Origin of the sequence: Pseudomonas fluorescens (genome assembly GCF_902498065.1) — a bacterium.
In the GTDB taxonomy this organism is placed as follows: Bacteria; Pseudomonadota; Gammaproteobacteria; order Pseudomonadales; family Pseudomonadaceae; genus Aquipseudomonas; species Aquipseudomonas fluorescens_BJ.
On sequence record NZ_CABVIR010000009.1, the window covers coordinates 62,324 to 83,342 of the forward strand.

Genomic DNA, 21,019 nt, shown 5'->3' on the forward strand with positions numbered 1-21,019 from the left:
TTGATCCCCAGCAAAGCCCGCCATGTGCGGGCTTTGCTGTTTCTGCGGGTTGGATCTTCATTGGCTGTCCCGGCCCCATCGCCAGCAGGCTGGCTCCCACATTGGATCTGTGGCGTACACATGTCCCCTGTGGGAGCCAGCCTGCTGGCGATGGGGCCAGAACAGGCAACAAAAAACCCGCAGACAATCTCTTGTCTGCGGGTTTTTTTACAGCAGGGCTAAAACTTACGCCCGACGTTCATGCATCCGCGCCAGTTGCCGCTCCAGCATCGATGGATAAGGCTCCATCAACCGCTCCACGCAACAAGCGCCCTCAGGACTGGCAATCGGACGGATCCGCGCGCGCTGGCGAATCAGCGCGTCGTCACCGATCTTGCGCTCCACCAGCAGCAGATTGCGGCTGTGTTGCGACAGGGCCAGGGCGTCCTGGGCGGTTTCGGTGAGCAAGAGATCGATCTGGCTCAGACCGAACAGCTCATCGCCCAAGGTCAGGCCCAGCTGCAATTGCAGGGTGATGCCACTGTCCGCGACTTCGATCTGCAACTGATGGCCCAGTGCCCGCAACAGCTCGCCACAGCAAATGGCGTTGGTCAGGTAGTCGTCGCCGCTGTCCTCGGTGTGAAACACCATCAGCGTGCTGCCATCGTTCAGGCTATGCAGTTCGCCCTCATAGAGCGAAGCGGCCTGGTCGAGGCAATCGCGATAGCGTTTGAGCAGTTCTTCCAGGCGCGCCCGGGGCAGGCGGCGCAGTTGATCCTGAGCGCCGAGCTGCACAGCCAGCACCGCGCTGTGTTGCGGCACGTTCGATACGGGCGCTCTGACGACTGCTTTCGCGGGTGTCGATTCGTCGCGCAAATCGGCAAATGCATCGTCATCCTCGTCTTCGACGGTGCTGACGATGTGCCGTGGCGCAGGTTTCAGACTGGCGACGGGGTTGGTCTCATCGAAACTCGGGTCGCGCAGGTTGCGCACTTCGAAGGCCGGATCGGCTTCTTCGTCGTAATCAACGTCGTCGAGCTCGGGTTCTGGCTCAGGCTCGGCCGGTTCCGGCGCGAAGTTGGCGTGCAGCTGGCGGGCCAGGTCGCCGATTTCATCCTGGCGGTCGGTGGCCGGGGTGTATTCATCGATATTGCGCAGCCACACGCGCAATTGCAGCAGAGGCGTGGAAATGTGTCGGCCCAGGCGCAGGCTCAGGGCCAGCGACAGCGCCAACAGAATCGCACTCAAGATGCCCATGCTTTGCAGGCTGATGGTCATCGGTTGCTGGAACTGATCCATGTCCAGGCTGATGCGCAATTGCCCGGCGGTCACGTCCTGGAAGGTGATCTTGCTCTGGTACATGCCCTCGGCTTCGCCCAGCAGGCTGTGCTTGGGACGCTGACCGGCTTCGGCGAGGATGCGGTTATCCACGCTGTAGATGGCGGCGTGGGCCACCAGCTTGTTCTTGGTCAGGTTATTGAGCAGCACGTTGAGGCTGAGGATGTCATTGGACACCAACAGCTCCGTGGCGGACGTGGCGGTCTGCGTGGTCAGGCTTTCGCCCAGGGCATCCGCCTGCTCGTGCATGGCCTGCTTGAACTGCAAACCCATCACGCAGGCGTAGATCACCAGGGCCAGAGCGACCAGGATCACGTTATGGCTGGCGATGCGCAATGCAATCGGTACACGGCGGTGGCGCAGTGCACGGAAGATCAGCAGAAAGAAGTTATCGGTTTTTACTGGCGTGGGCCGGTTCACTTGAGCTCGGCTCTTTTGTCCGTGAAGTTGACGCGCAGTATAGCGACAGGCCCTAGACCGGCAAAGCGCTCACGGTGCCCGATGGTCACTGAAAGTGGGTAGAATGCGGTTTTTTTCCACCTGCGGGGGTGCGCCTTGCGCGAAATCGTCCTGATAAACATCACGGGAGTCGACCGTCCGGGTCTGACTGCGGCCATTACCGGTGTTCTGGCCCAGGGTGGTGTGAACATTCTCGACATCGGTCAGGCGGTGATCCACGACACCCTGTCGTTCGGCATCCTGGTTGAAATTCCTGGCACCGAGCAAGGCCAGTCGGTGCTCAAGGACATTCTGTTCAAGGGCTATGAACTTGACCAGCAGGTGCGTTTCACGCCGGTGTCCGAAGAAGATTACCAGCAGTGGGTCGGCAATCAGGGCAAGAAGCGCCACATCGTGACGCTATTGACCCGCAAAGTGACTGCCGGGCAATTGCAGGCTGTGAGCTCGATCACCGCCAAATATGGCCTGAACATCGACCACATCGATCGTTTGTCCGGGCGCATGCCGCTGGACACCCCGGCTGACAAGGGCAAGGGCTGCATCGAGTTTTCTGTGCGCGGCGAAGCGGCTGATCCGCAAGCGCTGCGGGCGGAATTCCTCAGCGTCGCCCAGGAATTGAACGTCGACATCGCCTTCCAGGAAGACTCGCTGTTCCGCCGTAATCGCCGCCTGGCGGTGTTTGACATGGACTCGACGCTGATCGAAGCCGAGGTGATCGACGAGCTGGCCAAGGCGGCGGGCGTGGGCGATCAGGTGTCTGAAATCACCGAGCGGGCAATGGCCGGCGAACTGGATTTCCGCGCCAGCTTCAAGGAACGCCTGGCCTTGCTCAAAGGGCTGGACGTCAGCGTGCTGGACTCGATCGGTGCTTCGCTGCGCCTGACCGAAGGCGCCGAAACCCTGTTCGCCGAGCTCAAGCGTCTGGGCTACAAGACCGCGATTCTGTCGGGCGGTTTCACCTACTTCGCCAAGCAATTGCAGGCCAAGTTGGGCATCGACTACGTGTTCGCCAATGAACTGGAAGTGGTCGATGGCAAGGTTACCGGCGTGGCGGTCGAACCGATCGTCGATGCCCAGCGCAAGGCGGACCTGCTGAAGGAGCTGGCGCACAAGGAAGGTTTGCGTCTGGAACAGACCATTGCGGTCGGAGACGGCGCCAATGATTTGCCGATGCTGGCGATTGCCGGGTTGGGCGTGGCGTTCCGCGCCAAGCCGCTGGTCAAGCAGTCGGCGAAGCAGGCGATTTCCACGCTGGGGCTGGATGGCGTGCTGTACCTGCTGGGCTTTCGGGATCGTGACGGGCAGCTCTGAAATCTCGGCTGCCTGATCGGGCCCTGTCGCGGGCAAGCCCGCTCCCAGAGTGACGCCTGCGAGTACAAAATTTGTACACGATGGAGATCCCTGTGGGAGCGGGCAAGCCCGCGATGGCGGCACCGCGGTCTTAAGGTTTCACCCTCAAAGCGTCTTCCACAACGAATCAAATTCCTCCTCAATACCCACCACGCCGCTCCCCGCGGCGTTGTCGTTTCTGGCCACCTCCAGCGAACGATAGGCGAACTGATTGAAGCTGTTGGTGCTCGCCACCCGCCGATCCAGGCCGGCCCGGCGCTCGTCACCGTTGGTGTTGATCAACACCTTGTGGCCTTCCTGGAATGGCAGTCGCGGGGCGAGCAGGGTGGCCGGCAAATCTATCGCGCTGATGGCCGGCAACAACAGGCCGCGCAGGTAGTGACTGTGATCGTCACGGGTGCGCACCAGTTGCAGGCCGCAAGGTTCGGCGTAAGGCGCGACTTGTTCGAGGCCCATTTGCGTTCCGCCACCGCGAACCTGACGAATCCAGCGCACCACGGCAATGCTCCAGCCTGCCCCCGCCGTGTCCTCGATGCCGACCATCTCGCCAGCCTGTAACTCGGCCGGCACTGCGCCGGGCCAGGCCAGGCAATACCCGCCCGGGCTGTGATTGATCACGGACAGGGTGTAGGTCGGAAAGTGGCGGTTACGGTCGGAGGCTTCGTGACTGTCGTCATTCTGCATTTGCGGGTATTCGATTTCTTCGTAGGGCAGCAGCGCATCGGCAGTGCCGTGGGGCGCCGCGTCGAAGGCATGGCTCCATTGGTCTTTTTCCCGGTGCGCGGGCGACGTCGCCGTGAACTGCGCACGACGGACGCCGGGATTTTTCAGGATTTCGCTGAACGGGCGTTGCCCGCCCAGATAGAAGTGCAGCGCGCTCATGCCCACGCACAAGGTCAAGCTGCCCTGACTGGCGGTGCGCTGGAAGCTGCGTTCGACCGCCTGGCCCCACGCGGCACTCAAGTGTTGCAGCGTATCCAGGCTCAGACCCGCCGGCACCGGGAGTGGCGACGTGCTGTCGGTTTTTTGCAAATGGGCCTCGATGGCCGCGACCAGCTGCTGCGGATCGAGTCCCAGCAAGCTCTCCTGTTGTTCGGGACGGAATTTCGAGCGATAACGCGGTCCGATATCGAGCTCCGGGGCGACGGCGAATAATCCATCGGCCGGCCTTTGCGGTTGCAGCTTGACCCATTTGCTCCACGGCTCCAGCACTTCGGCGAGCCGCGCGATCTGGTTCTGGCGCAGTTGATTGCAACGTGCGGCGCCCAGTAGCAGGGCGACTACGTAAGTCTGTTCGATGCTCAGGTTTTGCGTCTGGCTCGCCAAATCATCGCGCAGGTTCAGATGCTGCAGCCGATGGGCACAGGCGATTCGGTACAGCTGATGCAACTCCAGCCACACACCTTCCGGTACCGGGCAATAGAGTTGGGTGGCGCGGGTCAGCGGCCCGTTAAGGCAATGCATCGCACGTTGCAGCGCCTGGGCCAGCAGCGGCGCGCGGTCCTTGCTGAAGCGTGGCGTGATACGTACGACGATTTGTTTGTAGCCGATCGCCAAATGGCTTTGCAGCGCCTGGCAGAGGTTGGCGATCTTGCGTGAACGCTCGTCGAGGACAATCGACTGATGAAGGAAATGCCGCTCCAGGTGTTTGCAGACGTAATACACCTCGGGCCTTAACAGTTCGAGCATTTGCAGGCGATTGTCGCTGGGTGTCAGCAACTGGTTCAGTTCGCTCAAGCCTTGATAGAGCTGGCGAGCGGTTTCGCCGATGTTGGCTTTGGGCAGGTTGGCAATCCAGCGCTTGAGGTCGCGCGGGGTGGCTTCACAGAACGACAGACGCAGCTGTGCGGGGACAGGGGCGCGGAGCAGGAGGTGAGGACTGGTCTCATTCATGCCGTGGACAAACTCCAGCCGGGAAATGGGCCGTCAATGACCTGACTGTAGCAGCAATAACCTGTGGACGTGCGCGCTTACCCAGGTAGGCGCGGCGACCGTTTGTCTGTCAGCCGAGTGAGGTTCGGGTGTGCTACTAATCTGACAGACGTGCGACTGGATACGCACGGTCGTACGGCCTGCTGCCTGTGCCGGGCAGGTCTCTCGTAACTTCAAGGAGATGAAGTTTATGTCTAGATACGTAGTGGCAAATCAATGGGGCGGTAGTTCTGCACCCTGGCATCCGGGCGGAGACTGGACGTTAGGCGCGCGGGACAACCAGAAGGTTGTCGCCATCGACATCAGGTCGAGCGATGGCGGCAAGAGCTTCACCGGTACCATGACGTACTCGGGTGAAGGTCCCATTGGCTTCAAGGCTCAGCGCACGGGCCAGAACCAGTACAACGTTGAAAATCAGTGGGGCGGCAACGACGCTCCATGGCATCCGGGTGGCAAGTGGGTCATCGGAGGCCGGGACAATCAGAACGTTGTCGCGTTGAGCGTGACCTCCAGTGATGGAGGGAAAAACCTCAGTGGCACCAATACCTACGCCAACGAAGGACCGATCGGCTTTCGCGGGCAGATAGAGTAACGGCACCATCGAAATGTCCGACCCCACGAAGACGTTCGTGGGGTTCGGATCAGGAGATCAGGCTTTTGGCAGGCCCATGCCCTGGCCCATCTGCACCGGCGAACCGGCCGCCAGCTCTTCAGCCCACTGCACTTGATCAGGCCCGAACAGCACAACAGCCGTCGAACCCAGCTTGAAACGACCCAGTTCCGCACCTTTTTCCAGGTGGATCGGCGCACGAGCCGCTTCGTCGTAGCGGAAGGTTTTCAGCTCGCGCTTCGGTGGCGTCACCAAACCCGCCCACACGGTTTCGATCGACGCCACAATCATCGCGCCCACCAGCACCACGGCCATCGGCCCGCGCTCGGTGTCGAAAATGCACGCCACACGTTCGTTGCGGGCAAACAATTCCGGAACGTTTTCAGCGGTGGTCTGGTTGACCGAGAAGATCCGGCCCGGAATGTAGACCATCTCGCGCAAGGTGCCGGCCAGCGGCATGTGCACGCGGTGGTAGTCCTTCGGCGACAGGTAAATGGTCGCGAAATCCCCGCCCATGAACGGCGCTGCGTTGGCCGCGTCACCGCCCAGCAATTCCAGAACGCTGAAACTGTGGCCCTTGGCCTGGAACACGCGACCGTGTTCGATCGGCCCGAGCTGGCTGACCGCGCCGTCGGCCGGGCTGAGGATCGCGCCCGGGGTTTCGTCCAGCGGACGAGCGCCGTCTTTCAGCGCGCGGGTGAAGAACGCGTTGAAGTGCTCGTAAGCCGTCAGGTCTTCGACCAGTGCCTGGGACATGTCCACCTGATAACGCTTGGCGAACCACGCGGTGAACGCATTCTTGAACCAGCGTACGCGGCATTCGGCGATGCAGCCGGCCAGTCGCGAGAGCAAGTGGTGGGGCAGCAGGTATTGGCTGAGGATAAACAAACGCTTATTCATTAACTGTCCTTAAAAACCTTAAATCTCTACAGGCGTATCGGGATGGTTACCCCATTCGCCCCAGGAGCCGGCGTAGCCTTTGACCCGCGGATAACCGAGGGACTTGGCCACCAGATAGGTGAAGCCAGAACGGTGGTGAGTCTGGCAGTGGGTAATCACTTCTTTGTCTTTGCTGATCCCGAGTTGTTCGAGGATCTGTGGCATGTCGGTGCGGATGCGCAGGTTGCGCGCCCGGTCCATGCCCGCGGTCCACTCGAAATTGACCGCGCCGGGGATGTGTCCGCCCTTGGCCGCCAGGACTTTCTCGCCGGAGTACTCCAGCGGCCCGCGCGCGTCCCAGATCGCCAGGTCGGCGGCGCCGAGACGGCTTTGCAAGTATTCGCGGGTGGCGGTGGGTTCGTCGTGCAGGGTCAACGCAACCGGGCCGCCGACCGCGGGAGGGATCTGGATCGACATGGGCGAGCCTTCTGCCAGCCACGCCGTCAGACCGCCGTCGACATAGTGATACTTGCTGTGGCCGATGACGTCCAGCAGCCAGATAAAACGCCCGGCCCAACCGCCGCCTTCGTCGTCATACACGACGTAGACCGCATCGGGGTTGTGGCCCAACTCACCGAACAGCGCCTCAAGAGCCGCTTGCGGCGGCATCAGGCCCGGCGCAGGTGGCTGGCCGAGTTGCGTGCGTTTCGGATCGACAAAGCGCGCACCGGGAATATGCCCTTCGGCGTAGCGGGCGCTGCTGGTCAGGTCCACCAGAATCAGATCGCGGGCGTCGAGGCGAGGGAGCAAGTCGCTCGGTTCGATCACCAGCGGCAAACCAGAGAAGTCAGACATGTGAGGTCTCCAGAGCACAAAGGGGGGGATTGTAGCGGGTCATTGGCCGCGATGGCTAAAGCTGTGCAGGGCTTTCTCGATGCACTGCGCGGTTTTGCCGAAGGCTTGCACGGTGATTTCCGAAAACGGCCCGCCGCCCTGGTCCGCCACCACGATCATGATCACGCGGCCGTTGTTGATCAGCGAGCGTAACAGCAAGTGTTCACCACCGAACTGTGAACGCAGGCTGGCCGGCAACAGCGCCGAAAATTGCGCGTTGTTGGCCGGTGTCAGGCGTACCTGGGCTTGTTGCGAAAGTAGACGTTGCAGCACGGTGCTTTGGCTGACCACGAAATTCTGGCCAGCGGTTTCTTTCGGCAGCCCGGCAATCTGGTGCACGCGCAGATTGGCATGCGTGCGGTCGGCCATCAGGATCATTACCCGTCGCATGCCGCACGCGACCAGTGCATCACGGGCCGAGTTGGTCAAATGCATGGCATTGGTGAAGCGACTCGGTTCCACCAGCAGTTCGGCGCATTGTTTGCGCCACTGGGCCAGGTCCTCGGCAGTCGGCGCCGGGGCGGGCAGCAGACCGGCGTGAACATGGTGCATGCCCCACGGCCAGAGCAGCGCAACAGCCGGGTGCCAGAGGTCGGGCATGGCGTGCTGGCGTGCACTGTTGGCGGCTTGCTGGTGCAATTGCTGCTGCACCTCGTCCATTGGGATTTGCAGGTAAAGGCTGGTCAGGTACTGCCAGCGTTCACTGTGCGGACAGTCCCAGGCCTGCTGTGCCGACAGCGCCAGACCGTTGGCCAGCAACACCGTGTTGGCCGGCTGATTGAGCCAGCGACGCAACGTCGGATCGTCATCGAGACGGTTCTGCTGACGCAATGGGTGATCGCTGTCGCGCGCGATACGCAGGACTTTCACCAGTTCCCGTTGCTCATTGAGTAACAGCTTGTAGCCCTGCTGCACCCAGATCGGCAGGTGCCAGATGCTCACCAATGCCTGACCGATTTCCAGCAGGCGTACGCCGAATAATTGTTTCTCGACTTTTCGTGCGGACTCGCCTTTATGGATGACCCGCAGCTCCCATTCTTCAAGCAACTGCGGATGGGTCAACGCCAATGGCCAGAACGGCGATAAAAACAGCAGGCTGCCCCAGTGAATGTCCTGCCACAGCCGCGCCAGGCGAGCGGCGAAAAAGCCGTTGGCTTGTTGCGTCGCGTGCTGGCTGATCATCTGCAACTGACGCAGGGCTGCGGGAATTTCCGATTCCGGTGTCGCGGGCAGCCGGGCGAGCAGTTCTTCGGTGCGCTTCAAACCGAGGCGATTGATCGCCACCTCAAGGTTTTCCGCAGGCTCGGTCATGCTGCCGTGGGTGTGCCGGTTGGCTTCGCGAATCACGCTCAAGGCCAAGGCGGGGCTGCCCTGCATCAGCTCGGCGATATCGCGTAATGAGCTTCGGTTGTCGCCGATGGCCTTGCAGACTCGGTCATGACTGGCTTGCGGAACGGGCAGGTGCACACCATCCAGAAGCTTTACCCAGCCTTGGAGCGTGTTCGGTTTTGGAATGGGTACGTTCGTTTCGTTAGCCATGGTTGGACGCGATCATCGTCTGCATTACCTATGCCCGAAGTGGGCCAAATTGGCTTTTCGCCTGAACTGGCTATAGTCTGGCGCAGTTTTGCCGATAAGTAGAAGAAGAGATTTTTTAACTTCCGAATATGACCTTGAACCCGACTCAGTAAGTGCTCTCCTACCTATGGCTAAAATAATCGGCATCATCGTCGTATTCGCGAGCGTGCTCGGCGGATACGTGCTCTCCCACGGCAAGATTGCCGCTCTGGTTCAACCCTTCGAGGTGTTGATCATCGGTGGCGCGGCCCTTGGCGCATTCCTCCAGGCCAACCCCGGCTACATGACCCTGCACGTGCTCAAGAAGTCCTTGAGCATGTTCAGTTCGCGGTTCAATCACGGCTACTATCTTGAAGTGTTGGGGCTGATCTACGAGATCCTCAACAAGAGTCGCCGCGAAGGCATGATGGCCATCGAAGGCGACATCGAAGATGCCGCCGCGAGCCCCATCTTCGCCAAGTACCCGTCGGTGCTCAAGGACGAGCGCATGACCGCGTTCATCTGCGATTACCTGCGCATCATGTCCTCCGGCAACATGGCTCCCCATGAACTGGAAGGCCTGTTCGACATGGAACTCTACAATCTCAAGGAAGACCTGGAGCACCCATCCCATGCGGTGAACGGCATCGCCGACGCCATGCCCGGTTTCGGTATCGTCGCGGCGGTATTGGGTATTGTGGTGACCATGGCGTCCCTGGGCGAAGGCGATCAGAAATCCATCGGTCTGCACGTCGGTGCGGCACTGGTCGGTACCTTCTTCGGTATTCTCGCCGCGTACGGTTTCTTCGGTCCCCTGGCCCACTCCCTGGCCCACGATGCCAAGGAAGAACTGAACGTCTACGAAGCCATCAAGGCCTCGCTGGTGGCTTCGGCTTCCGGCATGCCGCCATCGCTGGCGGTGGAGTTCGGGCGCAAGGTTCTGTACCCGGCGCACCGTCCTAGCTTCGCTGAGCTGGAACAAGCGGTTCGCGGTCGTTAAGCCATGGAAAACAATCAGCCGATAATCATCAAGCGCGTCAAGCGCATCGCCGGCGGGCATCACGGGGGCGCCTGGAAAATCGCCTTCGCCGACTTCGCAACGGCGATGATGGCGTTCTTCCTGGTGCTGTGGCTGCTGTCCACCGCGACACCGGAACAGAAGATCGCCATCGCCGGTTACTTCAAGGACCCGGTCGGCTTTTCCGAAAGCGGCACGCCGTACATCATCGACCTGGGCGGTACGCCGACCCTGGCGCCGGAAAACACTCTCAACCCCGAAGTGAAATCCCAGCCGCAGCCGGACAAGGTGACGGTCGACGCCGAACAGGTCGAAGGCATGGCCGAGATGGTGGAGAAGGAACGCCTCGAATTGTTGCTGCAAGAATTGCAGAACAAGGTCGAAGAGAACCCGCAGCTGAAGAAATTCAAGGACCAGATTCTGTTCGAGATCACGCCGGACGGCCTGCGCATCCAGATCGTGGACGCCGAAAACCGGCCGATGTTCGACTCGGGCTCGGCACGTCTGAAACCGTATTTCGAAGACATCCTGCTGGCCATGGCCGACACCATCAAAGCGGTGCCGAACAAGATCAGCATCAGTGGCCACACCGATGCCAAGCCTTACTCGGGCAGCGGGGACTTCGGTAACTGGGAGCTTTCAGCCAACCGGGCCAACGCTGCACGTCGTGCATTGGTGGCGGGCAGTTATCCGGAGCAGCAGATCGCACGAGTGGTCGGTTATGCCTCGTCGGCTTTGTTCGATCGCGAGAACCCGCTCAACCCGGTCAACCGTCGTATCGACATTGTCGTGCTGACCAAGAAAGCCCAGCGTGCCATCGAAGGTTCGCAAGGCGCGGAACCAACACCAGAGCCGACCCAGGGGCAGGGTGGCCCGGGTGAAGTGCCGGCCGACCCGAACGCGTTGCCGGCGGATAAAGAGCCGCTGCCGGCGCATGAGCTTCGTGAGCGTTTGAATCTGTTTGATGACCCGGCGCCGAAACCGGGTGAGCCGCCGAAGCAGTGACGCACAAAAAAGCCGCGAGATGATCGCGGCTTTTTTATTTCTGCGGGAAGCTGCTGATCATTTTCGTAGCGTCACGAAAATGATCAGGACTACTTAATAGCTGCTCTCCGGCAAACTCGCGATGATCGAGCGATAGCTGTTCATCCGTTGCTGCTGCACTCGGCCTTCTTCCAGCGCCTTGAGCAGGGCGCAACCCGGTTCGCGGTCGTGCTTGCAGTCGCGGAAGCGGCAGGTGCCGATCAGGTCGTTGAACTCGATGAAGCCGGCTTCGACATCGGCGCGGCTGACGTGGCCCAGGCCGAATTCGCGTATACCCGGGGAGTCGATCAACTCACCGCCACCGGGGAAGTGGAACAGGCGCGCAGTCGTCGTGGTGTGAGTGCCCTGGCCGGACAGCTCGGACAACGGGCCGACGCGAGTTTCGACCTCAGGCAGCAGGCTGTTGACCAGCGACGACTTGCCGACACCGGACTGGCCGACGAACACGCTGATGCGCCCGTCCAGCTGTTCCTGAAGTTGCTCCATGCCATTGCCGTGGTGCGCCGACACTTCCAGTACCGGATAACCCAGCGTGCGGTAAACCGCGAGCAGGGCGTTCAGCGCCGGGGCGTTCTGCTCGTCGATCAAGTCGAATTTGTTGAGCAGCAGCAACGGCCGGATCCCGGCGTGCTCCGCCGCGACCAGGTAGCGGTCGATCAGATTTGCATGGGGCTCGGGCAACGGCGCGAAGACAATGACGATCATGTCGACGTTGGCGGCTACAGGCTTGAGCTGGCCACGGCTGTCCGGGCGGCAGAGTTCGGTCTTGCGCGGCAGTTGCGCCACGATCACCCCGATGCCCTGGTTGCCGGCACGCCAGACCACCTGATCGCCGGTCACCAGCGCTGGCAAGTTAGCGCGCAAGTGGCAGCGGAACACCTGGCCGGCCAAATCGCCATCGAGGGCTTCGACTTCGACCTGCACACCGAAGTGCGCGATCACCAAGCCGGTCTGTTCCGGGCCCAGGTCGCCACCCTCAAGTGCCTCGACAGCCGAGGACTCGCGTTTGGCGGCGCGGGCAGCGCGTTCGCCCTGAATCTTTTCGATGCGCCAGTTTTGACGACGATTGAGTTGGCGTTTGGCCATGGGTGTTCCGTATCAAGAATGCAGCGATTAGGTAAAACGGCCGCGAGTTTAGCACGCCCGGGCGCCGCCCTAGGCTAAACTGCGCAGCATTGCCTAGGAGCCGACACATGCTAAACCCGCAGAATCTGATCTGGATCGACCTGGAAATGACCGGTCTGAACCCTGATACCGACGTCATCATCGAGATGGCCACCATCGTCACCGACAGTGATCTGAACACCTTGGCTGAAGGGCCGGTGATCGCGATCCACCACAGCGATGAAATCCTCGCCGGCATGGACGAGTGGAACACCCGTCAACACGGCGGCTCGGGCCTGACCCAGCGTGTGCGCGACAGCCGCATCAGCATGGCCGAAGCGGAAGCCGAGACCATTGCCTTCCTGGAAAAATGGGTGCCGAAGGGCAAGTCGCCGATCTGTGGCAACAGCATCTGTCAGGATCGTCGCTTCCTTTATACCCACATGAAATCCCTGGAAAGCTATTTCCACTACCGCAACCTCGACGTCTCGACCCTGAAAGAACTCGCTGCACGCTGGGCGCCGGACGTGCGCGACAGCTTCAAAAAGGGCAGCACCCACCTGGCGCTGGACGACATCCGCGAATCCATCGCCGAGTTGCAGCACTACCGCAAGCATTTCATCAAGTTCTGATTCGAAGGTGCCTGGTCCGGCCCCATCGCGAGCAGGCTCGCTCCCACAATGGGCCTGTGTTTACCGGCCAATGTGGAAGCGAGCCTGCTCGCGATGGCGTCCGCACAGTCAATCTTGATGGTCGGGTTGATTCTCCAATGCCCTCTTTTGGTGCCGGGACTAAATGGCTAGACTGCGCGCCTTCCCGCAAGGACTGCCACCATGTTGCTGATGCTTTACCTGATCGCCATCACCGCCGAAGCCATGACTGGCGCACTGTCTGCCGGCCGTCGCGGCATGGACTGGTTTGGCGTGGTGCTGATCGCCTGCATCACAGCGTTGGGCGGCGGTTCGGTGCGCGACGTGCTGCTCGGTCACTACCCGCTGACTTGGGTCAAACACCCGGAATACCTGGTGCTGACCTCGATTGCGGCGATGGTCACTGTCTTCACGGCACGCTGGATGCGTCACCTGCGCTCGCTATTTCTGGTGCTCGACGCCGTGGGTCTGGTGGCGTTCACCCTGATCGGCTGCATGACCGCGCTGGAAATGGGCCACGGCATGCTGGTGGCCTCGGTCAGCGGCGTGATCACTGGAGTGTTTGGCGGCATCCTGCGTGACATCTTCTGCAACGACATCCCGCTGATTTTCCGTCGCGAGCTCTACGCCAGCGTGTCGTTCGCGGCGGCGTGGTGCTACATGTTGTGCCTATACCTGAACGTGCCGGGCGAGCAGGCGATTCTGATCACCTTGTTCGGCGGCTTCCTGCTGCGCTTGCTGGCGATCCGCTTCCACTGGGAAATGCCCAAGTTCGTTTATAACGACGAAGCCTGACGTTCGGCGTGTTGCTTCAACGCCCATTCGACGTGCTCGCGAACCAATTCCGACGGGTATTCCCGTCGTGCCTTCAACGCTTCCAGCACCGGAATGCTCGACGGCGCATTCCCCAGGCCCACCGCCAGATTCCGCAACCAGCGCTCGTAACCGGCACGCCGTAACGGCGAGCCTTCAGTGCTGCTCAGAAACCGATCCTCATCCCACATGAACAACTCAGCCAGTTCGGCGTTGTCCAGGTTGTGCCGTGGCTTGAAGTCGCTTTCGCCGGACGGGCGAGCGAAGCGGTTCCACGGGCAGACGATCTGGCAGTCGTCGCAGCCGAAGACCCGATTGCCGATCAATGGCCGCAAGTCTTCGGGGATCGCGCTTTTCAGTTCGATCGTCAGGTAGGAAATGCAGCGTCGGGCATCCAGCACATAAGGGCCGACAAAGGCGTTGGTCGGGCAGATGTCGAGGCACGCGGTGCAGCGGCCGCAATGTTCGGTGCTGTGGGGCGGGTCGACGGGCAGCGGCAAGTCGACAAACAGCTCACTGAGGAAGAAATAACTGCCGGCCTTGCGATTCAAGACCAGGGTGTTTTTACCGATCCATCCAAGGCCCGCCTGTTCCGCAATGGCTTTTTCCAGCACCGGCGCACTGTCGACAAACGCGCGGTAGCCGAACGGGCCGATGACCGCCTGAATCTTTTCTGCCAGTTGTTGCACACGTTTACGGATCAATTTGTGGTAATCGCGGCCCAAGGCATAACGCGACACGTAGGCTTTTCCCGGTTGGGCGAGTCGTTTGGCCATTTCGGTATCACCCGGCAGGTAATCCATGCGCAGGGACACCACCCGAAGCGTGCCGGGCACCAGCTCCTCCGGATGTGAGCGTTTAGTGCCGTGGGCACCCATGTAGTCCATTTCGCCGTGGTAGCCGGCCGCAAGCCAGCGCTCCAGGTGCTGTTCATGCTCGGCCAGGTCCAGGCCGCTGATGCCGACTTGCTGAAAGCCCAGCTCGCGGCCCCAGTCCTTGATGGATTGGGCGAGGGCGGGCAGGTCTGTGGTAATAGCAGGCATGAGGCGAGAGAAACCGGAGCTGAGGTGCGTATAATTCTGCCAGACATCGGAGCCCGAAGACGCATGCCGCACACTAAAGATGATTTACCCGACGCGCTGTACAGCGCCGCACAAGTGCGAGCCCTCGATGCGAGCCTGATTGCGGCGGGTACGCCGGGCTTCGAATTGATGCACCGTGCGGCACGGGCGACCTGGCGTGCGCTGGTCCGACAGTGGCCGACGGCCAACGAGCTGACGGTAGTCGCCGGTCAAGGCAATAACGCCGGTGATGGCTATCTGGTGGCGGTGTTGGCCCGGCGTGCCGGCTGGCATGTGCGCGTATTGGCGGCGGGTGATCCTCAGCGTTTGCAGGGCGATGCCGGGTTGGCCCACGCCGAGGCCCTGTCCGAAGGCGTTGCCGTTCAAGCCTGGAGCGCGCAATCCGATTTGCGCGGTGTCGTGTTGGACGCCTTGCTGGGCACCGGTCTGACGGGCGAGGTGCGAGAGCCCTACGCCAGTGTCATCGGGGCGATCAATGCCAGCGGCCGGCCGGTGGCTGCGGTAGATATTCCTTCGGGACTGTGTGCCGATACGGGGCGTGTGCTCGGCGTGGCCGTTCGGGCGGATCTGACCGTGACCTTCATTGGTCTGAAACTCGGTCTGTTCACGGGGGATGCGGCGGATGTGGTGGGCGAATTGGTTTTCAATGATCTGCAAGCGCTGCCTGAGGCGTTCACCGGGGTCGCCATCAGTGCCCGACGCCTGGCGGCTGGCAATTTGCCGCGTCTGGCGGGACGAACGCCGACGGCCCATAAAGGCAAATTCGGCCACGTATTGCTGATCGGCGGTGATCGAGGCTTCGGCGGGGCGATTCTGTTGAGTGCGCAAAGTGCGCTGCGCAGCGGCGCTGGCATGGTGTCGGTGGCCACTCGCAGCGAGCATGTGCCGGCCGCACTGGCGAGAATTCCCGAAGCGATGGTGCTGGGCACTTCGTCGGCGAATCAGCTGATGGGATTGCTGCAAAAGGTTTCCGTGCTGGTGGTCGGTCCGGGCTTGGGGCAGGCTTCATGGGGGCGAAGCCTATTGTCGGCGGCGGCCAATGCGCCGCTTGCACAAGTCTGGGACGCCGATGCGTTGAATATGCTGGCGGGCGAACTCGTCACCTTGCCCAAGGACTGCGTGATCACGCCGCATCCGGGTGAAGCGGCGCGGTTGCTGGGAATGTCCACGGCCCAAGTGCAGGCGGATCGACCGGCTGCAGTCCACGCATTGAGCAAAAAATACACAGCTGTAGTGATTTTGAAAGGCGCCGGCAGCCTGATCGCCAGCCCCGATGGGCGCCTGTCGGTGTGCCATCAGGGCCATCCGGCCATGGCCACCGCCGGTCTGGGCGATGTGTTGGCCGGTCTGGTCGGTGCGTTGCTGGCCCAGGGCATGGACGCGTTCGATGCGGCCTGCCTGGGAGTTTGGCTGCATGCCAATGCCGGCACGCAACAAGGTAAATCGGGCCGTGGGCTGGCGGCCAGTGATCTGATACCAGCCATTCGTCAGTTGTTGGAGGAGCAAGCACCGTGTCTGAAGTAACCCTGTACCTGGCTGATGAAGAGGCGATGACCGCGTTTGGCGCCCGCATCGCGAAAACCACCGAAGGGCACGGTCTGATTTTTCTGGAAGGGGATCTGGGGGCGGGGAAAACCACGTTGTCCCGGGGCATCATCCGAGGCCTGGGGCATGTGGGCGCGGTAAAAAGTCCGACGTTCACCCTGGTAGAACCCTACGAGATCGGTGAGGTCCGCGCCTTCCATTTTGATCTCTATCGTTTGGTCGACCCTGAAGAACTGGAGTACCTCGGCATCCGCGATTACTTCGAAGACGATGCCTTGTGCCTGATCGAGTGGCCCGATAAAGGTGCAGGCTTTTTGCCAAAGCCTGACCTGACCATTACCATTAGCCCGCAAGACAGCGGGCGTTCGCTGAAAATTTTGTCCCAGGGCTCGCGTGGCGAGTCGTGGTGTGCCGCTTTGGCATTGGAAACCAATTAAATGATGGGGTCTGGTATGCGCTTTCGCGCGATGGTAGCTGCCGTAGGGATGTTGTTTTTGGCGGTGACCGTCAATGCTGTGGCCGAATCGAAGGTCAACAGCGTTCGTCTGTGGCGGGCGCCGGACAACACACGGTTGGTGTTCGACCTGACCGGGCCGGTGCAACACAGCGTTTTCACCCTGACAGCCCCGGACCGACTGGTGATCGACATCAACGGCGCGACCCTCGGTGCGCCGTTGAACGTCTCCACCGCCAACACCCCGATCACCGCCATGCGCTCGGCCCAACGCACGCCGACTGACCTGCGGGTGGTCATCGACCTGAAAAAAGCCGTTACGCCGAAAAGCTTCACCCTGGCGCCGAATGCCCAGTACGGCAACCGTCTGGTGGTCGATCTGTTCGATAACGCCGCCGACGCCGCGCCAATCCCCGCGCCGACCAACGTTGCCACCGTCGCCCCGGTGCCTGTCACCCCGGTCGACCCTCCGGTCAAGCTGCCGCCCGCACCGGCCGGCAAGCGCGACATCATTGTCGTGATCGACGCTGGCCACGGCGGCGAAGACCCGGGCGCCTCGGGCTCTCGCGGTCAGCGTGAAAAAGACGTGGTGCTGGCCATCGCTCGTGAATTGCAGCGTCAGGTCAACGGCATGAAAGGCTTCCGCGCCGAGCTGACCCGCACCGGCGACTACTTCATTCCGTTGCGTGGTCGTACCGAGATCGCCCGCAAAAAAGGCGCCGACCTCTTCGTTTCGATCCACGCCGATGCCGCGCCTTCGGCCGCTGCGTTCGGTGCATCGGTGTTTGCCCTGTCTGATCGCGGCGCCACGTCGGAAACCGCCCGTTGGCTGGCCGACAGTGAAAACCGCTCCGACTTGATTGGTGGCGCCGGCAACGTCAGCCTCGACGACAAGGACCGCATGCTCGCGGGCGTGCTGCTCGACTTGTCGATGACCGCTTCCCTGACCTCCAGCCTGAACGTCGGCCAGAAAGTTTTAAGCAACATCGGCCGCGTCACGCCGCTACACAAGCAGCGTGTGGAACAAGCCGGGTTCATGGTGTTGAAGTCGCCGGATATCCCGTCGATCCTGGTGGAAACCGGGTTCATCTCCAACGCCAACGAAGCCTCGAAACTCGCGGCGGCCAACCACCAGCAAGCGCTGGCTCGTTCGATCAGCAGCGGCGTGCGCCAGTTCTTCCAGCAGAATCCACCACCGGGCACTTACATCGCCTGGCTGCGCGATTCCGGCAAAATCGCCCAAGGGCCGCGTGATCACCGGGTAAACCCGGGGGAAACCCTGGCGATGATCGCCGTGCGTTATCAAGTGTCCCCGGCCACCTTGCGCAGCGCCAACAACCTGAAAAGTGACGAGTTGAAAATCGGTCAGACCCTGACCATTCCCGGCACCGAACTGGCGTCCAAAGAATGAATCAGGCCGTGACCAACAGCGCTCGCATCGAGCTGCTCAGCCCGCGACTGGCGAACCAGATTGCCGCCGGCGAGGTGGTAGAGCGCCCGGCATCGGTGATCAAGGAGTTGCTGGAAAACAGCCTCGACTCCGGCGCCAAACGCATCGATGTCGATGTCGAGCAGGGCGGCGTCAAGCTGCTGCGGGTTCGCGACGATGGCAGCGGCATTTCTGCCGACGACCTGCCGTTGGCCCTGGCCCGTCACGCCACCAGCAAGATCCGCAACCTGGAAGATCTCGAACAGGTCATGAGCCTCGGGTTTCGCGGTGAGGCACTGGCCTCGATCAGTTCCGTGGCGCGCCTGACCCTGACGTCCCGAACCCGCGATGCCGATCAGGCCTGGCAGGTTGAGACCGAAGGCCGGGACATGGCGCCCCGCGTGCAACCGGCGGCTCATCCGGTGGGCACCTCGGTGGAAGTGCGCGACCTGTTTTTCAACACCCCGGCGCGGCGCAAGTTTCTCAAAACCGAAAAAACCGAATTCGATCACCTGCAGGAAGTGATCAAGCGCCTGGCGTTGGCGCGTTTTGATGTGGCGTTTCACCTGCGTCATAACGGCAAGACCATCCTCAGCCTGCATGAAGCCCATGATGACGCGGCCCGCGCCCGGCGTGTGGCGGCCATCTGCGGTTCAGGTTTCCTCGAGCAGGCGTTGCCGATCGAAATCGAGCGCAATGGCCTGCATTTGTGGGGTTGGGTTGGCTTGCCAACGTTCAACCGCAGCCAGGCGGACTTGCAGTATTTCTTTGTGAATGGCCGTGCCGTGCGCGACAAACTGGTGGCCCACGCGGTGCGCCAGGCCTATCGCGACGTGTTGTTCAATGGTCGGCATCCGACCTTCGTGCTGTTTTTCGAAGTCGATCCGGCCGGTGTCGATGTCAACGTGCACCCGACCAAACACGAAGTGCGCTTCCGTGACGGGCGCATGGTCCACGATTTCCTCTATGGCACCTTGCACCGCGCCTTGGGCGACGTGCGGCCGGATGACCATTTGGCAGCGCCAGTGGCGACAGCCATTGTTCGGCCGAGCGGCATCGAGGCTGGCGAGTTCGGTCCGCAGGGCGAAATGCGTCTGGCGGCCAATGCGTTGCTGGAACAGCCTCAGGCACAACCCTCGCTCAACACGGCTGGCTCGGGCGCGGGCGCCGGTTTTCAGTACCAATACACGCCGCGTCCGCAGTCCGGTGTGCCTGCGGCTGAAGCCCAGGCTGCCTACCGTGAGTTTTTTGCGCCGTTGCCAGAAGCCAACGCGGTCCCGCTTCCGGCCGGTCAGGACGATATTCCCCCGCTGGGTTATGCGCTGGCGCAGCTCAAAGGCATCTACATTCTTTCAGAAAACGCTCAAGGCTTGGTTTTGGTGGACATGCACGCCGCCCACGAGCGGATCATGTACGAACGCCTGAAAGTCGCCATGGCCAGCGAAGGCCTGAGCGGTCAGCCGCTGTTGGTTCCGGAATCCTTGGCCGTGAGCGAGCGCGAAGGCGATTGCGCCGAAGAAAACGTCGCGTGGTTCCAGCGTCTGGGCTTTGAACTTCAGCGTCTCGGTCCGGAAACACTGGCCATTCGGCAGATCCCTGCCTTGCTCAAGCAAGCGGAAGCCAATCGGTTGGTCAGCGACGTCCTGGCCGATCTGATGGAATACGGCACCAGCGACCGGATTCAGGCACACCTGAACGAATTGCTCGGCACCATGGCCTGCCACGGCGCAATTCGGGCCAATCGACGTCTGGCCCTGCCGGAAATGAACGGTCTGCTGCGTGATATGGAGAACACCGAGCGCAGCGGTCAATGCAACCATGGCCGACCGACCTGGACCCAATTGGGCCTGGACGATCTGGACAAACTGTTCCTGCGCGGTCGTTGATGAGCCAGCTCCCTCCTGCGATTTTCCTGATGGGCCCGACCGCAGCGGGCAAGACCGACCTGGCCATCGAACTGACCAAAGTCCTGCCTTGCGAGCTGATCAGCGTCGATTCGGCGTTGGTCTATCGCGGTATGGACATCGGCACCGCCAAGCCGTCAAAAGAGATTCTGGCCGAATTCCCCCACCGTCTGATCGATATTCTCGACCCGGCGGAGAGCTATTCGGCTGCGGACTTCCGTCGTGACGCCCTTGAAGCCATGGCCGACATCACCGCACGGGGCAAAATTCCGCTGCTGGTGGGCGGCACAATGCTCTATTACAAGGCTTTGGTCGAAGGTCTGGCGGACATGCCGGCGGCCGATCAGGACGTCCGTGCGCAGATCGAAGAAGAAGCTGCACGCCTTGGCTGGCAAGCCCTGCACGACCAATTGGCAGTCATCGACCCGGAATCGGCGGCGCGTATTCACCCGAACGATCCGCAGCGACTCAGTCGAGCGTTGGAAGTTTATCGTGTCAGCGGTCAGAGCATGACCGCTCTCAGGCTGAGACAATCTGCGCAAAGTACTGAAGCAGCCGCTTCGGGACTGCAACAATTGCCCTATACTGTCGCGAACTTGGCCATTGCTCCGGCAAATCGTCAGGTACTGCACGAGCGAATTAAACAAAGATTCACTTTAATGTTGGAACAGGGATTCATCGACGAGGTCGTAGCCCTGCGTATGCGAAGTGACCTGCATTCCGGGTTGCCGTCTATACGCGCAGTAGGCTACCGACAAGTCTGGGACTACCTGGATGGCAAGCTGACGCAAGCCGAGATGCAGGAGCGTGGAATCATTGCCACGCGCCAATTGGCGAAGCGTCAGTTCACCTGGCTGCGCAGCTGGGCTGATTTACACTGGTTGGACAGCCTGGATTGCGACAATCTGCCGCGCGCCTTGAAATACCTGGGGACCATCTCCATATTGAGCTGAGTCCTTGCAATTGCCGTCTATCCTT

The 21,019-nt window shown here is 61.3% G+C and carries 18 protein-coding genes; 11 read left to right on the forward strand and 7 right to left on the reverse strand.

What is annotated here, in order from left to right; genetic code table 11:
- Positions 1-225: 225 nt before the first annotated feature.
- Positions 226-1,737, reverse strand: a complete 1,512-nt coding sequence (locus tag F8N43_RS25550) for an AhpA/YtjB family protein (RefSeq protein ID WP_150654533.1) — start codon at positions 1,735-1,737, stop codon at positions 226-228.
- Positions 1,738-1,872: 135 nt separating this feature from the next.
- On the opposite strand from F8N43_RS25550, the gene serB reads away from it, so the two are divergent.
- Positions 1,873-3,087, forward strand: a complete 1,215-nt coding sequence (gene serB / locus F8N43_RS25555; protein ID WP_150632397.1) for a phosphoserine phosphatase SerB — start codon at positions 1,873-1,875, stop codon at positions 3,085-3,087.
- Between the two features lie 144 nt (positions 3,088-3,231).
- Here the strand turns inward: serB and F8N43_RS25560 are convergent, their stop codons facing one another.
- On the reverse strand, positions 3,232-5,019 hold the full coding sequence (locus F8N43_RS25560; RefSeq protein ID WP_150632398.1) for a molecular chaperone: 1,788 nt from the start codon (positions 5,017-5,019) through the stop codon (positions 3,232-3,234).
- Between the two features lie 229 nt (positions 5,020-5,248).
- Between F8N43_RS25560 and F8N43_RS25565 the strand changes: the two genes are divergently transcribed.
- Complete coding sequence (locus tag F8N43_RS25565) at positions 5,249-5,650, forward strand: lectin OAA (RefSeq protein WP_150632399.1); 402 nt, start codon at positions 5,249-5,251, stop codon at positions 5,648-5,650.
- 57 nt (positions 5,651-5,707) lie between these two features.
- Here the strand turns inward: F8N43_RS25565 and asd are convergent, their stop codons facing one another.
- The 3 genes from asd to F8N43_RS25580 are packed head-to-tail and all read right to left on the reverse strand — an operon-like array spanning position 5,708 to position 8,980.
- Positions 5,708-6,568 carry an archaetidylserine decarboxylase gene (asd, locus tag F8N43_RS25570; RefSeq protein WP_008040415.1) on the reverse strand — a complete coding sequence of 287 codons (861 nt, stop codon included), beginning with the start codon at positions 6,566-6,568 and terminating at the stop codon, positions 5,708-5,710.
- An 18-nt stretch (positions 6,569-6,586) separates the two neighbouring features.
- A complete protein-coding gene (locus F8N43_RS25575) occupies positions 6,587-7,402 on the reverse strand; it encodes a rhodanese-like domain-containing protein (protein WP_150632400.1) in 816 nt (271 codons plus the stop codon).
- A gap of 39 nt (positions 7,403-7,441) precedes the next feature.
- Entirely contained in the window at positions 7,442-8,980 is a 1,539-nt protein-coding gene (locus tag F8N43_RS25580; protein WP_150639566.1) for an HDOD domain-containing protein, read from the reverse strand.
- Positions 8,981-9,146: 166 nt separating this feature from the next.
- Here F8N43_RS25580 and motA point away from each other — a divergent pair, with 166 nt between their 5' ends.
- Together motA and motB are read left to right on the forward strand one after the other, a co-directional pair.
- A complete protein-coding gene (gene motA, locus F8N43_RS25585) occupies positions 9,147-9,998 on the forward strand; it encodes a flagellar motor stator protein MotA (protein WP_150639567.1) in 852 nt (283 codons plus the stop codon).
- 3 nt (positions 9,999-10,001) lie between these two features.
- Positions 10,002-11,021, forward strand: coding sequence for a flagellar motor protein MotB (motB, locus tag F8N43_RS25590; RefSeq protein ID WP_150632403.1), 1,020 nt, complete (start codon positions 10,002-10,004; stop codon positions 11,019-11,021).
- Positions 11,022-11,114: 93 nt separating this feature from the next.
- Here motB and rsgA read toward each other — a convergent pair whose 3' ends face one another.
- Positions 11,115-12,146 carry a small ribosomal subunit biogenesis GTPase RsgA gene (gene rsgA, locus F8N43_RS25595; protein ID WP_150632404.1) on the reverse strand — a complete coding sequence of 344 codons (1,032 nt, stop codon included), beginning with the start codon at positions 12,144-12,146 and terminating at the stop codon, positions 11,115-11,117.
- 107 nt (positions 12,147-12,253) lie between these two features.
- Between rsgA and orn the strand changes: the two genes are divergently transcribed.
- Together orn and F8N43_RS25605 are read left to right on the forward strand one after the other, a co-directional pair.
- On the forward strand, positions 12,254-12,796 hold the full coding sequence (gene orn / locus F8N43_RS25600; protein ID WP_150632405.1) for an oligoribonuclease: 543 nt from the start codon (positions 12,254-12,256) through the stop codon (positions 12,794-12,796).
- A 201-nt stretch (positions 12,797-12,997) separates the two neighbouring features.
- Positions 12,998-13,609 (forward strand): trimeric intracellular cation channel family protein, encoded by a 612-nt coding sequence (locus F8N43_RS25605; protein ID WP_150632406.1) that lies wholly within the window; start codon positions 12,998-13,000, stop codon positions 13,607-13,609.
- On the opposite strand, the gene queG is transcribed toward F8N43_RS25605, so the two are convergent.
- The gene (gene queG, locus F8N43_RS25610; protein ID WP_150654534.1) at positions 13,591-14,670 is read right to left on the reverse strand and encodes a tRNA epoxyqueuosine(34) reductase QueG; all 1,080 of its coding nucleotides are present in this window, start codon (positions 14,668-14,670) and stop codon (positions 13,591-13,593) included. The genes F8N43_RS25605 and queG overlap by 19 nt on opposite strands.
- Positions 14,671-14,733: 63 nt before the next feature.
- Here queG and F8N43_RS25615 point away from each other — a divergent pair, with 63 nt between their 5' ends.
- From F8N43_RS25615 to miaA, 5 genes are read left to right on the forward strand one after another with little or no spacing between them, the layout of a single operon-like run.
- Entirely contained in the window at positions 14,734-16,233 is a 1,500-nt protein-coding gene (locus tag F8N43_RS25615) for an NAD(P)H-hydrate dehydratase (RefSeq protein ID WP_150654535.1), read from the forward strand.
- Positions 16,221-16,691 (forward strand): tRNA (adenosine(37)-N6)-threonylcarbamoyltransferase complex ATPase subunit type 1 TsaE, encoded by a 471-nt coding sequence (tsaE, locus tag F8N43_RS25620; protein ID WP_150632409.1) that lies wholly within the window; start codon positions 16,221-16,223, stop codon positions 16,689-16,691. The genes F8N43_RS25615 and tsaE overlap by 13 nt, the downstream gene beginning before the upstream one ends.
- A gap of 48 nt (positions 16,692-16,739) precedes the next feature.
- Complete coding sequence (locus F8N43_RS25625; protein WP_412071024.1) at positions 16,740-18,119, forward strand: N-acetylmuramoyl-L-alanine amidase; 1,380 nt, start codon at positions 16,740-16,742, stop codon at positions 18,117-18,119.
- Positions 18,116-20,023 carry a DNA mismatch repair endonuclease MutL gene (mutL, locus tag F8N43_RS25630; protein WP_150639571.1) on the forward strand — a complete coding sequence of 636 codons (1,908 nt, stop codon included), beginning with the start codon at positions 18,116-18,118 and terminating at the stop codon, positions 20,021-20,023. The genes F8N43_RS25625 and mutL overlap by 4 nt, the downstream gene beginning before the upstream one ends.
- The gene (miaA, locus tag F8N43_RS25635) at positions 20,023-20,994 is read left to right on the forward strand and encodes a tRNA (adenosine(37)-N6)-dimethylallyltransferase MiaA (protein ID WP_150654536.1); all 972 of its coding nucleotides are present in this window, start codon (positions 20,023-20,025) and stop codon (positions 20,992-20,994) included. The genes mutL and miaA overlap by 1 nt, the downstream gene beginning before the upstream one ends.
- Positions 20,995-21,019: the final 25 nt, after the last annotated feature.

Excerpts from the sequence above, each read along its gene's own strand:
- F8N43_RS25560 (WP_150632398.1), bottom strand. The coding sequence starts at position 5,019 with ATGAATGAGACCAGTCCTCACCTCCTGCTCCGCGCCCCTGTCCCCGCA.
- F8N43_RS25565 (WP_150632399.1), top strand. The coding sequence starts at position 5,249 with ATGTCTAGATACGTAGTGGCAAATCAATGGGGCGGTAGTTCTGCACCC.
- asd (WP_008040415.1), bottom strand. The coding sequence starts at position 6,568 with ATGAATAAGCGTTTGTTTATCCTCAGCCAATACCTGCTGCCCCACCAC.
- F8N43_RS25575 (WP_150632400.1), bottom strand. The coding sequence starts at position 7,402 with ATGTCTGACTTCTCTGGTTTGCCGCTGGTGATCGAACCGAGCGACTTG.
- F8N43_RS25580 (WP_150639566.1), bottom strand. The coding sequence starts at position 8,980 with ATGGCTAACGAAACGAACGTACCCATTCCAAAACCGAACACGCTCCAA.
- motA (WP_150639567.1), top strand. The coding sequence starts at position 9,147 with ATGGCTAAAATAATCGGCATCATCGTCGTATTCGCGAGCGTGCTCGGC.
- motB (WP_150632403.1), top strand. The coding sequence starts at position 10,002 with ATGGAAAACAATCAGCCGATAATCATCAAGCGCGTCAAGCGCATCGCC.
- rsgA (WP_150632404.1), bottom strand. The coding sequence starts at position 12,146 with ATGGCCAAACGCCAACTCAATCGTCGTCAAAACTGGCGCATCGAAAAG.
- orn (WP_150632405.1), top strand. The coding sequence starts at position 12,254 with ATGCTAAACCCGCAGAATCTGATCTGGATCGACCTGGAAATGACCGGT.
- F8N43_RS25605 (WP_150632406.1), top strand. The coding sequence starts at position 12,998 with ATGTTGCTGATGCTTTACCTGATCGCCATCACCGCCGAAGCCATGACT.
- queG (WP_150654534.1), bottom strand. The coding sequence starts at position 14,670 with ATGCCTGCTATTACCACAGACCTGCCCGCCCTCGCCCAATCCATCAAG.
- F8N43_RS25615 (WP_150654535.1), top strand. The coding sequence starts at position 14,734 with ATGCCGCACACTAAAGATGATTTACCCGACGCGCTGTACAGCGCCGCA.
- F8N43_RS25625 (WP_412071024.1), top strand. The coding sequence starts at position 16,740 with ATGTTGTTTTTGGCGGTGACCGTCAATGCTGTGGCCGAATCGAAGGTC.
- mutL (WP_150639571.1), top strand. The coding sequence starts at position 18,116 with ATGAATCAGGCCGTGACCAACAGCGCTCGCATCGAGCTGCTCAGCCCG.
- miaA (WP_150654536.1), top strand. The coding sequence starts at position 20,023 with ATGAGCCAGCTCCCTCCTGCGATTTTCCTGATGGGCCCGACCGCAGCG.